The sequence below is a fragment of the Methylobacterium sp. Gmos1 genome, from assembly GCF_053764715.1.
Window position 1 is genome coordinate 555,154 of sequence record NZ_JBSNCC010000002.1, and the last position, 13,025, is coordinate 568,178.

12 protein-coding genes are annotated in these 13,025 nt (G+C 70.2%); 2 read left to right on the forward strand and 10 right to left on the reverse strand.

Annotation, left to right across the window (positions count from 1 at the left end):
* The first annotated feature begins 85 nt into the window (after positions 1 to 85).
* Positions 86 to 1,357: an aminotransferase class I/II-fold pyridoxal phosphate-dependent enzyme gene (locus ACS5PV_RS05770; protein WP_455394377.1), complete on the forward strand. Its 1,272-nt coding sequence runs from the start codon at positions 86 to 88 to the stop codon at positions 1,355 to 1,357.
* Between the two features lie 205 nt (positions 1,358 to 1,562).
* Here ACS5PV_RS05770 and ACS5PV_RS05775 read toward each other — a convergent pair whose 3' ends face one another.
* Complete coding sequence (locus ACS5PV_RS05775; protein WP_455394378.1) at positions 1,563 to 2,663, reverse strand: patatin-like phospholipase family protein; 1,101 nt, start codon at positions 2,661 to 2,663, stop codon at positions 1,563 to 1,565.
* A gap of 173 nt (positions 2,664 to 2,836) precedes the next feature.
* Positions 2,837 to 3,316 carry an Lrp/AsnC family transcriptional regulator gene (locus ACS5PV_RS05780; RefSeq protein WP_455394379.1) on the reverse strand — a complete coding sequence of 160 codons (480 nt, stop codon included), beginning with the start codon at positions 3,314 to 3,316 and terminating at the stop codon, positions 2,837 to 2,839.
* A 476-nt stretch (positions 3,317 to 3,792) separates the two neighbouring features.
* Here ACS5PV_RS05780 and ACS5PV_RS05785 point away from each other — a divergent pair, with 476 nt between their 5' ends.
* On the forward strand, positions 3,793 to 5,520 hold the full coding sequence (locus ACS5PV_RS05785) for an ABC transporter ATP-binding protein (RefSeq protein ID WP_455394380.1): 1,728 nt from the start codon (positions 3,793 to 3,795) through the stop codon (positions 5,518 to 5,520).
* Position 5,521: 1 nt separating this feature from the next.
* On the opposite strand, the gene ACS5PV_RS05790 is transcribed toward ACS5PV_RS05785, so the two are convergent.
* The 8 genes from ACS5PV_RS05790 to benB form a co-directional block, all read right to left on the reverse strand.
* Positions 5,522 to 5,818 (reverse strand): hypothetical protein, encoded by a 297-nt coding sequence (locus tag ACS5PV_RS05790; RefSeq protein ID WP_455394381.1) that lies wholly within the window; start codon positions 5,816 to 5,818, stop codon positions 5,522 to 5,524.
* Between the two features lie 465 nt (positions 5,819 to 6,283).
* Positions 6,284 to 7,630 carry an MFS transporter gene (locus tag ACS5PV_RS05795; protein ID WP_455394382.1) on the reverse strand — a complete coding sequence of 449 codons (1,347 nt, stop codon included), beginning with the start codon at positions 7,628 to 7,630 and terminating at the stop codon, positions 6,284 to 6,286.
* Positions 7,631 to 7,923: 293 nt separating this feature from the next.
* Positions 7,924 to 8,202, reverse strand: a complete 279-nt coding sequence (catC, locus tag ACS5PV_RS05800) for a muconolactone Delta-isomerase (RefSeq protein WP_455394383.1) — start codon at positions 8,200 to 8,202, stop codon at positions 7,924 to 7,926.
* A gap of 4 nt (positions 8,203 to 8,206) precedes the next feature.
* Complete coding sequence (locus ACS5PV_RS05805) at positions 8,207 to 9,376, reverse strand: muconate/chloromuconate family cycloisomerase (protein ID WP_455394384.1); 1,170 nt, start codon at positions 9,374 to 9,376, stop codon at positions 8,207 to 8,209.
* A 328-nt stretch (positions 9,377 to 9,704) separates the two neighbouring features.
* Positions 9,705 to 10,640 carry a catechol 1,2-dioxygenase gene (gene catA, locus ACS5PV_RS05810; protein WP_455394385.1) on the reverse strand — a complete coding sequence of 312 codons (936 nt, stop codon included), beginning with the start codon at positions 10,638 to 10,640 and terminating at the stop codon, positions 9,705 to 9,707.
* Positions 10,641 to 10,673: 33 nt separating this feature from the next.
* Positions 10,674 to 11,483 carry a 1,6-dihydroxycyclohexa-2,4-diene-1-carboxylate dehydrogenase gene (locus ACS5PV_RS05815; RefSeq protein ID WP_455394386.1) on the reverse strand — a complete coding sequence of 270 codons (810 nt, stop codon included), beginning with the start codon at positions 11,481 to 11,483 and terminating at the stop codon, positions 10,674 to 10,676.
* Positions 11,480 to 12,493 (reverse strand): benzoate 1,2-dioxygenase electron transfer component BenC, encoded by a 1,014-nt coding sequence (gene benC / locus ACS5PV_RS05820; protein WP_455394463.1) that lies wholly within the window; start codon positions 12,491 to 12,493, stop codon positions 11,480 to 11,482. The genes ACS5PV_RS05815 and benC overlap by 4 nt, the downstream gene beginning before the upstream one ends.
* 22 nt (positions 12,494 to 12,515) lie before the next feature.
* On the reverse strand, positions 12,516 to 13,007 hold the full coding sequence (benB, locus tag ACS5PV_RS05825) for a benzoate 1,2-dioxygenase small subunit (RefSeq protein WP_455394387.1): 492 nt from the start codon (positions 13,005 to 13,007) through the stop codon (positions 12,516 to 12,518).
* Positions 13,008 to 13,025 lie beyond the last annotated feature (18 nt).

Genomic DNA, 13,025 nt, shown 5'->3' on the forward strand with positions numbered 1-13,025 from the left:
TGTGTCCCGGGCGTCTGGACCTCGCCGCGCGGGAGGCGCAAAGGTGGCCGCGCTTTCTTCCAGAGACGTGACAGCCGATCCGACCATGACCGCGATCCCCGCCCTCGCCGACCTCCAGGCCCGCTACGCCGCGCTGCAAGGACGCGGCCTCAAGCTCGACATGACGCGCGGCAAGCCCTCGCCCGAGCAGCTCGACCTGTCGGAGGGGCTGGCGGCCCTGCCGGGCAACCGCGACCACCGCACCGAGGCCGGCGAGGACGCCCGCAACTATGGCGGCGTGCAGGGCCTCGCCGAGGTGCGGGCGCTGTTCGCCCCGGTGCTCGGTGCGGCGCCCGAGCGGATCGTCGTGGGCAACAATTCGAGCCTCGCGCTCATGCACGATTGCATCGTCTACGCGCTGCTCAAGGGCGTGCCGGGCGGGGCGCGGCCGTGGTCGAAGGAGGAGGAGATCCGCTTCCTCTGCCCGGTACCGGGCTACGACCGCCACTTCTCCTTATGCGAGACCTACGGCATCGGCATGGTGCCCGTCCCGATGACGGCCGAGGGGCCGGACATGGACGTGGTCGAGCGCGAGGCCCGCGATCCCCGGGTGAAGGGAATGTGGGCGGTGCCGCAATATTCGAACCCCGGCGGCGAGACCTACTCCGACGCCACGGTCGAGCGGCTCGCCCGGATGGAGACCGGCGCGCCGGACTTCCGGCTGTTCTGGGACAACGCCTACGCGCTCCACCACCTCACCGAGCGCCGGCCGCAGCTGCGCAACATCCTGGAGGCCTGCGCGGAGGCCGGCCATCCGGACCGGGCAATCGTCTTCGCCTCGACCTCGAAGGTGACGCTGGCCGGCGCGGGCCTTGCGATGCTCGCCTCCTCCGAGGCGAACGTCCGCTGGTACCTCGGCAATGCCGGCAAGCGCACCATCGGGCCGGACAAGCTCAACCAGCTGCGCCACATCCGCTTCCTGCGCGACCAGGCCGGGCTCGACGCCCTGATGGACGGCCACCGCCGCCTGCTGGCGCCGAAGTTCCGCGCCGTCACCGAGACGCTGGCCCGCCACCTCGGCGGCACCGGCGTCGCGCGCTGGAGCGAGCCGGAGGGCGGCTACTTTATCCTGCTCGAAGTGCCCGAGGGCTGTGCCACCCGCGTCGTCACGCTCGCCGCCGCCTGCGGCCTCGCGCTGACGCCGGCGGGCGCCACCCACCCCTACGGCCGCGATCCGCAGGACCGGCTGCTGCGCCTCGCCCCGTCCTACCCGAAGCCCGCCGAGGTCGAGGCGGCGGCGGAGGTGGTGGCGACCTGCGTGCTGCTCGCCGCCGCCGAGAGCCGGGAGAATGGCGGGAGCGGGCAGGTGGCAGCCTGAACCGGACCGGGGTGCCGGCGCCAGGCCCGGCACCCTCGATTTACAGCCGTCGACGGATGGTCCCGGGCCCGCGTGGTGAAGCCGTGGGCTTCGCACACCTGAGCGAAGCCGAAATCCGCGTTGCGAACGCGATCCGGCAGGATTGCCTGAAGCAGCCGATCGGGGTTCGCCAGTCGGGTCTCGTATGAGCCGCCGGACCCCCCCCTCACACCGGCGTGACCGCCGCTGCGATCATCTCGTGGATCTCCGGCAGCATCCGCCGTGTGGCCTGGCGGCCGAGCTCGATGCATTCCTCGGCGCGGTGGAACTCGAACAGGCCCATCTGGGCGAGCTTCGGGTTGATCATCACGTCGGGCGGGTCGCCGGCGAGGCGCGAGCGCGAGATCCGGTCCTGCGTGATGTTGAAGGCGTCGACCATCACGCTGGCGATGCCGCTCGGCGCGCCGGCCTCCGGCCGGGGCTTCGGCGCGCGCCGGCCGCCGATCAGCGGCCAGCGCCGCGGCTCGTCCGGCAGAGCCGCGGCCGCGGCGGCGGTCTCCATCACCGCGTCCGCGCCCTCCATCCCCTGCGCCGCGCCGTGCGACTGGATCACCGTGCCGCGCACCCGCATGTCGCCGTTGAGGTTGACGCACAGGACCACGTCGGCGCCGAGCGCGCGCGCCGCCGTGACGGGAACCGGGTTGACCAGCGCCCCGTCCATCAGCCAGCGCCCGGCGATCTTGACCGGATCGAAGATGCCCGGCAGCGCGTAGGACGCCCGCACCGCCTCGACGAGGCCGCCGCGGGTGAGCCAGATCTCGTGGCCGGTGCCGAGTTCGGTCGCCACCGCCGCGAAGGTCAGCGGCAGGTCCTCGATGCGGGAGGCGCCGAGGTCGCGCTCGAGCAGCCGCCGCAGGCGCTCGCCGGCGATCAGCCCCGAGCCGCTGATGTGGAAATCGAGCAGGCCCATCACCCGGCGCTTGGTCAGCGACAGGGCGAAGTCGCGCAGCTCCGAGAGCTTGCCCGCAGCGTGGCAGGCGCCGACGGCCGCCCCGATCGAGCAGCCCGCCACCACGTCGATGGCGATGCCGGCCTCCCGCAGCACCTCGATCGCCCCGATATGCGACCAGCCCCGGGCGGCTCCGCCCCCGAGCGCCAGGCCGACCTTCGCTCGCCGGGGCGGCTTGGAAAGAGGCGGCTTGGACAGGGTATCCTTGGATACGGGATCCTTCGACAGGGGATCGGGAACACCCGCGGCACCCAGCACGCCGTCCGCTGAGCGCCGTACCGGCGCGCCGGAGAAGAGTGCGATGCCGTCCCACATCATAGCGCCTGACCTCTGCCGGGCCTATCCCGGATTCCAGTGTGGCCTGGATCCATCAAGCGTTCGTCAACGGTGAAGGTTTCATCACGGTTAAGGGTGGAGATGGCGTAGGCCGGCCCAGTCCGGCCGTCTTGCGGCGGTGACCGGGCCCGTGCCGCACCGCCGGGAGCGGTGATCTAGACCCACGGCAGCGGCAGGGCCGCCGCCTGCTTCAGCGTGTCGAGCACGACCGAGGAATGGACGTGGGCCACGCTCTCGTGCGGCAGCAGCACGTCGTTGACGAGGCCCGAGAGCGCCTTCAGGTCGGGCACGATGACCTTCAGCAGGTAGTCGCTGTCGCCGGTCATCACGTGGGCCTCCAGCACGCAGTCGAGGCCGCGGACCAGCTCGGCGAAGCGGCGGGCGTTGTCGCGGTTGTGGGTGGCGAGCGCGACCTTGGTGAACACCGTGACGCGCAGGCCCAGCGGTTCCGGCGCCAGTTCCGCCCGGTAGCCCCGCACCACGCCGCGCTCCTCCAGCCGCAGGCGCCGGCGCGAGCACTGGCTCGGCGACAGGTGCACCCGCTCGGCGAGCTCCTGGTTGCCGAGCCGGCCATCCTCCTGCAGGGCCGCGAGGATCTTCAGGTCGAACCCGTCGAGGGTGAGGGGACCGGTCATCAAAGCTCTGTCCGTGCACGATCCGTGCGTGGAGCCCGGGCCGGCGATCGGATTTCGCACGCCCCGCGCGGGCCGTCCACGCCCCGCGCGGGCCGTCCATGCCGTGATGCGGGCCCATGCACGGAGGACGATGCTCCCGCCGCTCCCTCCCCTGACGGCTCTGCGGGTCCCGGCACGTGATGTTTCCGATCCGACGCTGAGACGATTCCTCGTCCATGACTATCGGCAAGTAGAATCCGGCAGCCACCCTCGTCCGGGCGCGGAAAGCTGCCGCTCACTCGATTTAGAGTAATATCAAAGTAGCCCCGGCGACAGCGCCGCCACCTCGCCCGACCCATCCTGTCCTTTCCCCAGTCCGGCCTTTTCCGTCCGCAGCGGCCCTTTGGCACGCGCCACGACCTTGTCGCGCTCGCGCTTTCCCGCGTATCAGGGCTCCGCGCTTACCCCCGCCGCCGGCGAGACCCGTCCCGATCGACATGCTCAAGGCCTTCCTCGCCTATTACCGGCCGTACCGGGCCCTGTTCCTCGTCGATTTCGGCTGTGCCATCCTGTCGGGCCTGCTCGAGCTCGGCTTCCCGATGGCGGTCAAGGCCTTCGTCGACGTGCTGCTGCCGCGCCAGGACTGGAGCCTGATCCTGCTCGCGGCGGTCGGGCTCGCGGCGCTCTACGTCGCCAATGCGGGGCTGATGGTGGTGGTGACCTACTGGGGCCACGTGCTCGGCATCAACATCGAGACCACGATGCGGGCCCGCGCCTTCGACCACCTCCAGACGCTGTCGTTCCGCTTCTTCGACAACCAGAAGACCGGCCACCTCGTCGCCCGCGTCACCAAGGACCTGGAGGAGATCGGCGAGGTCGCCCATCACGGGCCCGAGGACCTGTTCATCGCCGTGATGACGCTCATCGGCGCCTTCGGGCTGATGCTCACCGTCCACCCGCCGCTAGCGCTGATGACCGCCGCGATCCTGCCGGTCATCGCCTTCGTCACCGTGCGCTACGGCGGCCGCATGACGCGGAACTGGCAGGCGCAGTACGGCCGCGTCGGCGCCTTCAACGCCCGCATCGAGGAGAATGTCGGCGGCATCCGGGTGGTGAAGGCCTTCGCCAACGAGGCGCACGAGCGGCGCCTGTTCGCCGCCGACAACGAGCGCTACCGCGCCACCAAGCTCGACGCCTACCGGATCATGGCGGCGAGCCTGTCGCTCAACTATCTCGGCATGCGGCTGGTCCAGATCGTGGTGCTGCTCGGCGGCGCGGCGTTCGTGGTGCGGGGCGATCTCAGCCCGGGCGGCTTCGTCGGCTTCCTGCTCCTCGTCGGGGTGTTCTATCGGCCGCTGGAGAAGATCAGCGCGGTGGTCGAGACGTATCCCAAAGGAATAGCGGGCTTTCGCCGGTACATGGCGCTGCTCGCCACCGCCCCCGACATCGTCGACCGGGCCGGTGCGATCCCCGCGCCCGCGTTCCGGGGCGAGATCCGGTTCGAGGGCGTGCGCTTCGGCTACGGCGATGGCCGTCCGGTGCTCGATCGCGTCGACCTCGCGGTGGGTGCGGGCGAAACGGTCGCCTTCGTCGGGCCGTCGGGAGCCGGCAAGACAACCCTGTGCTCCCTGGTGCCGCGCTTCTACGACGTCGAGGCCGGGCGTATCACCATCGACGGGCACGACATCCGCGACCTGACGCTCGCGTCGCTGCGCGGCCAGATCGGCATCGTGCAGCAGGACGTCTTCCTGTTCGCCGGCACGATCCGCGAGAACATCGCCTATGGCCGGCTTGATGCGAGCGAGGCCGAGATCCGGGAGGCGGCGCACCGGGCGCGCCTCGACGCGCTGATCGCGATGCTGCCCGACGGCCTCGACACGGTGGTGGGCGAGCGCGGCGTCAAGCTCTCCGGCGGGCAGAAGCAGCGCCTGGCGATCGCCCGGGTGTTCCTGAAGAATCCGCCGGTCCTGATCCTCGACGAGGCGACCTCGGCGCTCGACACCGAGACCGAGCGGGAGATCCAGCAGGCGCTTGCCGAGCTGACGGAAGGCCGCACCACCCTCGTCATCGCCCATCGCCTCGCCACCATCCGGCACGCCGACCGCATCGCCGTGGTGTCGAACGGGCGCATCCTGGAGCAGGGCTCGCACGACGCCTTGGTCGCGGCGAACGGCGCCTACCGGCGCCTGCATGCGGCGCAAGCAGGGATCGTCGCGGCGGAGTAGCTCAGTGCGCGGCGGTGTGGAGCGCCCAGACGTCCTCCTCGACGTCGAGCAGCGTCTCGTGCACCTGCCGCGCCAGAGTAAGGGCCGCCTCGTCGCTCGCCGCCGCGCCGCTGAAGCGGGCGATGGTCGCGAGCGACTCGACCGACAGCGCCTGCCGGAAGCGCGCGAAGCCCCCCGGGCATTCCGCCTCGTACGACAGGGCGAGGTCGCGCAGCACGTGCGCGATCAGCTCCGCGGCGCGGGGAGGGGTGGGTGGACGGACCTTGTTGGCCGTCGCCGTCTCGGCTGTCAGGATCATACGCGCACAGGTAGTACTTGATCTAGGTTAGAAACATTCGGACGTACAGCCTAGGCCGTATGGCGTAGCGCGTATCCGCAGAGCTAGAGCACTTCACGATCGCGCTGCAATCGCGAAGCTCTCCAGGTCTTTGATTTTGCCGTATTTTCTGCGACGAACCGGTATCCACTTCGTCGGAAAACGCTCTAGGGCCGACAGGCTCTCGGCCTGCATCCACAATGGTCCCGGCGTAGCGAGGCTCGCACCGTCTCAGTATACTACATCGAGTTTCCGGCGGCATCAAAACGAATGCCGGCGAAGTCGGGGGTCGTTGAGGATTTTTTCCTGGAACGATTCTGCCGCGCCGCCGTGCATGCCGGCGCGCCGAGATGTGGAGGAAGCCGGCGGCACGCTGGATCTTCCCGGATGCACGGAGGTGGTGGGCCCCCGCGGGCTGCGATCGACGCCGCGCGGGGGAGACGAGCGTCAGGGGCTCTGCAGCACCGGGGCGAGGCGGGCCGCCGGGGTGCCGAGCCGGCCCTTGAGCAGGATGCCGCCCGCCGCGACCAGTGCCGGCACCGCGACGATGGCGAAGGTCGCCGGCAGGCCGTAGCCGAGCCCGATCAGCGAGGCGCCGATCATCGAGCCGACCACCGAGCCGACCCGGCCGACCGCGTTGGCCCAGGCGACGCCGGTCGCCCGGTTCGCGGTCGGGTAGGTGCTGGCCGCGAGCGCGTTGATGCCGATCTGCGAGCCGGCGACGCAGAAGCCGGCGCCGAACACCGCCGCCACCATGAGGGCGACCGAGCCGGTCGTGGTGCCGATCAGCGCCACGAAGCCGGCGGCCGCGAGGTAGGACAGGCCGAGCACCACGTGCGGGTTGACCCGGTCCATCAGCGCGCCGAGCACGAGGCCGCCGACGGTGCCGCCGGTGGCGAGCATCACGGTGACGAGGGAGGCTTGCTTGAGCGACAGGCCGGCGCTGCTGATGATGGTGGGAAGCCAGCTCGACAGCAGGTAGAAGATCAGGAGGCTCATGAAGAACGTCACCCACAGGCACAAAGTGCTGGCGACGAGGCCGGGCTGGAAGAGCTGGCCGATCGGCGAGCCTTTCGGCTTGGCGATGCCCGTGAACACCGCACCCGAGAGGTCTTCCGCCGGGGCGATCCGGTTCAGGAGCTTCGCGACCGTCGCCGCCGGGGCCTGCTTGAGCACGAGGAAGCGGGCCGATTCCGGCAGGCCGAGGGCCAGCACCGGCACGAGGGCCAGCGGCAGCACGCCGCCGATCACCAGCACCGAGGCCCAGCCGTGATCGGCGATCAGGTGCGCCGCCGCGAATCCGCCGAGCGCCGAGCCGACGGTGAAGCCGCAGAACATCGCCATGGTGAGGAACGAGCGGCGGTGCTCGGGGCAGTATTCGGAGGTCAGCGTGATGGCGTTCGGCATCGCGCCGCCCAAGCCCAGCCCGGTGACGAAGCGCAGCACCGTCAGCATCTCGATCGAGGTCGACCAGGCCGAGGCGAGGCTCGCGAGCCCGAAGAACGCGGTGGTGGCGACCAGCATCGCCTTGCGGCCGACCCGGTCGGCGAGCGGGCCGAACAGGAACGCGCCGATCATCAGGCCGAACAGCCCGGCGCCGAACAGCGGCGCCAGCTGGGCCTGGGTGACACCCCACTGGGCGCGGAGCGCCGGGGCGATGTAGCCGATCGCCGCGGTGTCGAACCCGTCGATCGCCACGACGAGGAAGCACAGGAGCACGATCCGCACCTGGAATCGCGACACGCCGTGGCGGTTGATGACGTCCTGGACGTCGATGCTGCGAGATAGGGGCATGGGTCAGGTTTCCTCCTTGGGGGATTTGTTTGGGATTTTTCTTGATCTTGCGCCGGGTGGCGTCGAGATCCGTCGGAATGACCGACGGAATTCATGCCCTCCATCGTCATCCCGGGGCCGCGACAGCCGAACCCGGGATCCAAAATCATTGATTGTTCAGGGGAGGCGGAGGGCTCTCCGCCTGATCCGGCATCCTCGGCGGTCATCGATCCCGGGGTTCTCGCCAGGGCTCGCCCCGGGATGACGCGGAGGGCGGGAGCGGCGGGGTGTATTCGATCGCTGCCGCGCTCGACTCACTCGACCGCCGAGGGATGCCGCGCCAGCGGCGTCACCCGCATCGTCATGTACGGGAACAGCGGCAGGCCGGACAGGATGTCGTGCAGTTCGTCGTGGCTCTCGACGTCGAACACGCTGACATTGGCGTAGCGGCCGGCCACCCGCCACAGGTGGCGCCACTTGCCCTGGCGCTGGAGATCCTGGGCGCGCGCCTTCTCGTCGGCCTTCAGCTTCGTGACGTGATCGGGATCGAGGCCGTGCGGGATCGCGACGTCCATCTCGACGCAGTACAGCATGGGATCAGCTCCGGGCGTAGTGGCGCAGCTTGTGGGGATCGAGGGTCACGCCGAGGCCGGGCCCCTCGGGCAGGTGCACGGCGAAGTCGTGGAAGGCCAGCGGCTCGGTGACGAGGTCGCCGGTGAGGATCTGCGGCCCGAAATGCTCGCAGCCCCAGGCGAGATCGCGCAGGCCCGCGAAGGCGTGGAGATGCCCTGCTGCGCCGACCGAGCTCTCGAGCAGGCAGCCGCCGTAGAGCCCGATCCCGGCGGCCTCCGCCACCGCCGCGACCTTGCGCAGGCCCACCAGCCCGCCGTGCTTGACGAGCTTGAGCGAGACCGCGTCCGCCGCGGCGGCCTCGGCCACCGCCAGCATGTCGTGGGAGGTGAACACGCACTCGTCGGCCAGCAGCGGCGGCACGTCGTCCCGGGTCCGCAGCCGGCCCATTCCGGCGATGTTCCAGGCCGGCAGCGGCTGCTCGACCAGCGCGATGCCGAGATCGGCGAGCCGCGGCAGGTAGCGGCGGGCGGTGGCCTCGTCCCAGGCCTGGTTGGCGTCGACGATCAGCGTCGCGCGCTCGGACAGCGCCTTCGACAGGCGGGTCAGCCGCGCGAGGTCGGCCTCGGGGGAGAGCGCGCCGATCTTGATCTTGAAGGTGCGGTGGAGGCGCGCCGCGAGCTTGCCTTCGGCTTCCGCGATCTCCTGGTCGGGATCGCCGGAGGCGAGCGTCCACAGCACCGGGAAGCTCGTGCGCACCGCGCCCCCGAGGAGGGCGGCGACCGGCAGGCCGAGGCTTTGTCCCACCGCGTCGAACAGGGCGGTCTCCAGCGCCGCCTTGGCGGCGTTGTTGCGCTTGGCCGCGGCGTCCAGGCGCTCGCCGGCGGTGACGAAGCGGTCGGCCGGCTGCCCGATCAGGGCCGGGGCGAGATAGGCGTCGATGGTGGCCTTGATGCCCTCGACGCTCTCCTCGCTCCAGCGCGGCCCGCCGAGGGTCGCGGCCTCGCCGATGCCCTCGACGCCGTTGGCGAGGCGAAGCTGGACGATGACGTAGCTCTGCGCGGTGACGGAGGTCTGGGAGAGCTTGTGCTTCCGCACGGTCGGCACGTCGACGATCGTGGTGCGGATGTCCGCCACCGCGAGGTCTCGGTCTGGCGCGTGACGCACGGCGTCGTGGAGCTGGTTCTTGGCGAGCATGGGGTCTCTCGGGGATGCGTCTTGTGGGGCAGTCCAGGGCAGCAAACGAACGTTGATGTCGGATGACCGCGCAGATCATCAGCTCCGGCCCCTTTCCCGGACGACTGCAACGAAGTGGAAGGAGATCCGGGATCCAGCGCAAAAATTCGCGAAGCGTCTGCTTGTCTGCAACGGTGCATCATTTAGAGCCGCTTCGCGGCACTTTCCGTGCTGGATCCCGGATCTCCTTCCGCTGACGCTGCAGTCGTCCGGGAAAGGGGAGCGCGAAATCGGTGTGGTGACCACTCCCCGCCGGTGTAGCGCGCGGGGAGCGATCGAAGCACACAACTCAGGCCGCTTCCGCGTGCGGCCGCACCACCACCGGATCGGGCGCGTGCGCCACCTCCGGGTTGAGCGCGAAGTCGAAGCGGATGGTCGAGAACGGCCCGTCCAAGCCCGCCGCCTTCACCGCCGCCGGGTCGGTGACCCGCACCACCTCGGCGATCAGCCCGTCGCGGGTGGCGAAGGCGAAGTCGTCGTGCAGGTAGGGATCGTCCGAGAGGTTGATCTGCGTCGTCAGCTGCCGGTGGCCGGGGCCGGAGACGAAGAAGTGGATGTGGGCCGGGCGCTGGCCGTGGCGGCCGAGCTGGTCCAGCAGTTTCTGGGTCTGCCCTTCCGGCGGGCAGCCGTAGCCCTTCGGCAGGATGCTGCGGAAGCGGTAGCGGCCTTGCGCATCCGTCTCGATGCGCCGGCGCAGGTTCCAGGTGCTCTGGCTACGATCGAAGACCGAGTAGTTGCCGAGCGTGTTGGCGTGCCAGACGTCGACGATGGCGCCAGCCACCGGCGCACCGTCATGCCCGCTCACCTGCCCCTCGACGATCAGCACCTCGCCGTCCTCCGGGTCGTCGTCGAGGCGGGCCTCGCCCTTCGCCAGTGGCGCGCCGGCGACGTAGAGCGGTCCCTCGATGGTGCGCGGCGTACCGCCCGCGATTCCCGCCGCCCGCTCCTTGGCGTCGATGCACAGGTCGATGAAGTGCTCGATGCCGAGGCCCGGCATCAGGAGGCCGAACTCGTTCTTCTGGCCGGTCTCGGTCAGGTAGCTCATCGCGGTCCAGAACTCGCTCGGCGTCACGTCGAGATCCTCGACGATCCGGCAGGCATCCTCGACGACGCGGCGCACGATCTGCTTGATGCGTGGGTTGCCGGTCTCGGTCGCGAGGCCCGCGACCTTGTCGAACAGTCCTTGAGCCTCGGCGGAATCGGTGATCGGGGAGTGGGTGGTCATCGGCGTTTCCTCTCTTGTGGTTGAGTGAAAAGGTTATCCGAGGTCGCCGCCGGCCACCGGCAGGGTCACTCCGGTGACGTAGGAGGCTTCGTCGGAGGCGAGGAACAGGATCGCGGCGGCCTGTTCGGCGGCGGTGCCGTAGCGGTGCATCAGGCTCGACGCCTTGGTCTGGGCCACCACCTCGGCGATCCAGGCCCGCTCCTCCTCGCTCGGCGGGATCGGGTTGCGCAGCACGCGCCGGGGCGGCGCCTCGGTGCCGCCGGGCGCCACCGCGTTCACCCGGATGCCGTGCTCGGCGTATTCGAAGGCCAGGCACGCGGTGATGGCGTTCACCCCGCCCTTGGCGGCGGCGTAAGGAACCCGGTTGACGCCCCGCGTCGCCACCGACGACACGTTGACGATGCTGCCGCCCCCACCCGCCAGCAGGTGCGGCAGCGCCGCCCGGCAGCACCACAGGGTCGGGAACAGCGAGCGCCGGATCTCGGCCTCGACCTCGTGCGGGGCGTAGTGCGCGAACGGCTTGAACCAGATCGAGCCGCCGACATTGTTGACCAGCACGTCGATCCGGCCGAACCGCGCGACCGCGGCGCCCATCACGCTCTCGCAGCCCTCGAAGCTCTCGACGTCGGCGAGCTGCACCGCCGCCTTCGCGCCGAGGTCGCGGGCCTCGGCGGCCGTCTCCTCGACGATCTCCGAGCGGTCGGTGAGGAGGAGGGCGGCGCCCTCGCGGGCGAGCCGTAGGGAGACCTCGCGGCCGATCCCTTGCGCGGCGCCGGTCACCACCGCGACCTTGCCCGAGAAGCGGTCCGGCGAGACGAAGCCGGCCTTGTCCAAGGCGGTCATGCCCCGGCCCCCGTGCCGCTCGCCGCGAACTTCTCGTAGTGGAAGCTCGCGGGCGTGAGGCCCCGCTCGGCGAAGGTCTTGCGGACCGCGTCGACCATCGCGGGCGGGCCGCACAGGTAGGTGTCGATCGCGCCGCCATGCAGGTGCGCGTCGGCGAGGTGCTCGGTGACGTATCCCCTCTTCGCGTGCCGGCTCTCGGGCGAGGCGACGCAGGTCTCGAAGCTGAAGCCCGGGATCCTGCCCGCGGCCTCGTCGAGGGCGTCGGTCTCGACGAGGTCGGCGTCGTGGGTCACGCCGTAGACGAGGTGGATCGGCTGGTCGGCGCCCGTCGCCGCGATCGTGCCGAGCATCGACAGGAACGGCGCCAGGCCGGTGCCGCCGGCGAGCATCAGCACCGGGCGGCGGATCTCGCGCAGGTAGAAGCTGCCCGACGGCCCCGTGAGGTCGAGGGTGTCGCCCTCCCGCGCGCCCTCCGCGAGGTAGGTGCTCATCAGCCCGCCCGGGATGTTGCGGATCAGGAACTCGGCTTTCGCGCTCCCCGGGACCGAGCTGAACGAGTAGGAGCGCGCGAGGGCGCTGCCCGGCACCGCGATGTTGACGTACTGCCCCGGCAGGAAGCCGACCGGCTCCCCCGTCTCGAGTTCGAGCCCGAAGGTGGTGTCGGAGAGCCGCCGGACCGCCGCGACCCGGCCCTTGAGGGCGGCGGCCCTGGTCTTGCAGACCTCGGACGAGGCGGCGACGGCGAGCACGAGGTCGGTCTTCGGCCGCATCTGGCAGGCGAGGCCGTAGCCTTGCGCCGCCTCCTCGTCGGAGAGCGCGTCCTCGATGTAGCTGCCTGCGTCGAACCGGCCGGATTCGCACCGCACCCGGCAGGTGCCGCAGGCCCCGTCCCGGCAGTCGAGCGGGATGTTGATGCCGAGGCGGTAGGAGGCGTCCGCCACCGTCTCGCCGGGGCGGCAGCCGATGAAGCGGGTGACCCCGTCCTCGAAATTGAGGGCGACGTTGTGCATGGCTGTACTCACGGCGCCCTCCCTAGATGTGATAGACGTCGATGACGTGATGGATGTAGTCGTTCTTGAGGACGACCTTCTTGCTCTTGATCAGCGGGGTTCCGCCGCTGGTGTCGAGGGTGTAGAACGACGTGCCGAAATGGGTGTCGACCGTCTTGTAGCGGTAGTTGAAGGTGAGCCAGTTGAAGCGGAGTTTCAGCGTGGTCTCGTCCTGCTCAAGGATCTCGACGTTCGAGATGTTGTGCGAGGTGCGCGGCTCCGGCAGGCTGGTGGCGCTCGACCGCTCGGTGCGGATGCGGAACACCCGGTCCTCCAGGCCGCTGCGGCTGTCGTAGTAGATCAGCGAGACGTCGGTCTGCGGATTGTCGACGAGCTGATCGTCGTCGTCCCAGGACGGCATCCAGAACTCGACGTCGGGGGCGTAGAGCGCGAGCCACGCGTCGAAGTCGCGGTCGTCGAGGAAGCGGGCCTCGCGGTAGAGGAATTGCTGCACCTGCTCCAGGGTGAGGGGCATCGGGGGCTCCTTGAGGGC

What these genes read in the sequence shown, in the direction of transcription:
- ACS5PV_RS05815 (WP_455394386.1), bottom strand. Translation starts at nt 11,483, where the DNA reads ATGACCGCCTTGGACAAGGCCGGCTTCGTCTCGCCGGACCGCTTCTCG.
- catA (WP_455394385.1), bottom strand. Translation starts at nt 10,640, where the DNA reads ATGACCACCCACTCCCCGATCACCGATTCCGCCGAGGCTCAAGGACTG.
- ACS5PV_RS05780 (WP_455394379.1), bottom strand. Translation starts at nt 3,316, where the DNA reads ATGACCGGTCCCCTCACCCTCGACGGGTTCGACCTGAAGATCCTCGCG.
- ACS5PV_RS05785 (WP_455394380.1), top strand. Translation starts at nt 3,793, where the DNA reads ATGCTCAAGGCCTTCCTCGCCTATTACCGGCCGTACCGGGCCCTGTTC.
- ACS5PV_RS05795 (WP_455394382.1), bottom strand. Translation starts at nt 7,630, where the DNA reads ATGCCCCTATCTCGCAGCATCGACGTCCAGGACGTCATCAACCGCCAC.
- ACS5PV_RS05805 (WP_455394384.1), bottom strand. Translation starts at nt 9,376, where the DNA reads ATGCTCGCCAAGAACCAGCTCCACGACGCCGTGCGTCACGCGCCAGAC.
- benC (WP_455394463.1), bottom strand. Translation starts at nt 12,493, where the DNA reads ATGCACAACGTCGCCCTCAATTTCGAGGACGGGGTCACCCGCTTCATC.
- ACS5PV_RS05790 (WP_455394381.1), bottom strand. Translation starts at nt 5,818, where the DNA reads ATGATCCTGACAGCCGAGACGGCGACGGCCAACAAGGTCCGTCCACCC.
- ACS5PV_RS05775 (WP_455394378.1), bottom strand. Translation starts at nt 2,663, where the DNA reads ATGATGTGGGACGGCATCGCACTCTTCTCCGGCGCGCCGGTACGGCGC.
- catC (WP_455394383.1), bottom strand. Translation starts at nt 8,202, where the DNA reads ATGCTGTACTGCGTCGAGATGGACGTCGCGATCCCGCACGGCCTCGAT.
- ACS5PV_RS05770 (WP_455394377.1), top strand. Translation starts at nt 86, where the DNA reads ATGACCGCGATCCCCGCCCTCGCCGACCTCCAGGCCCGCTACGCCGCG.
- benB (WP_455394387.1), bottom strand. Translation starts at nt 13,007, where the DNA reads ATGCCCCTCACCCTGGAGCAGGTGCAGCAATTCCTCTACCGCGAGGCC.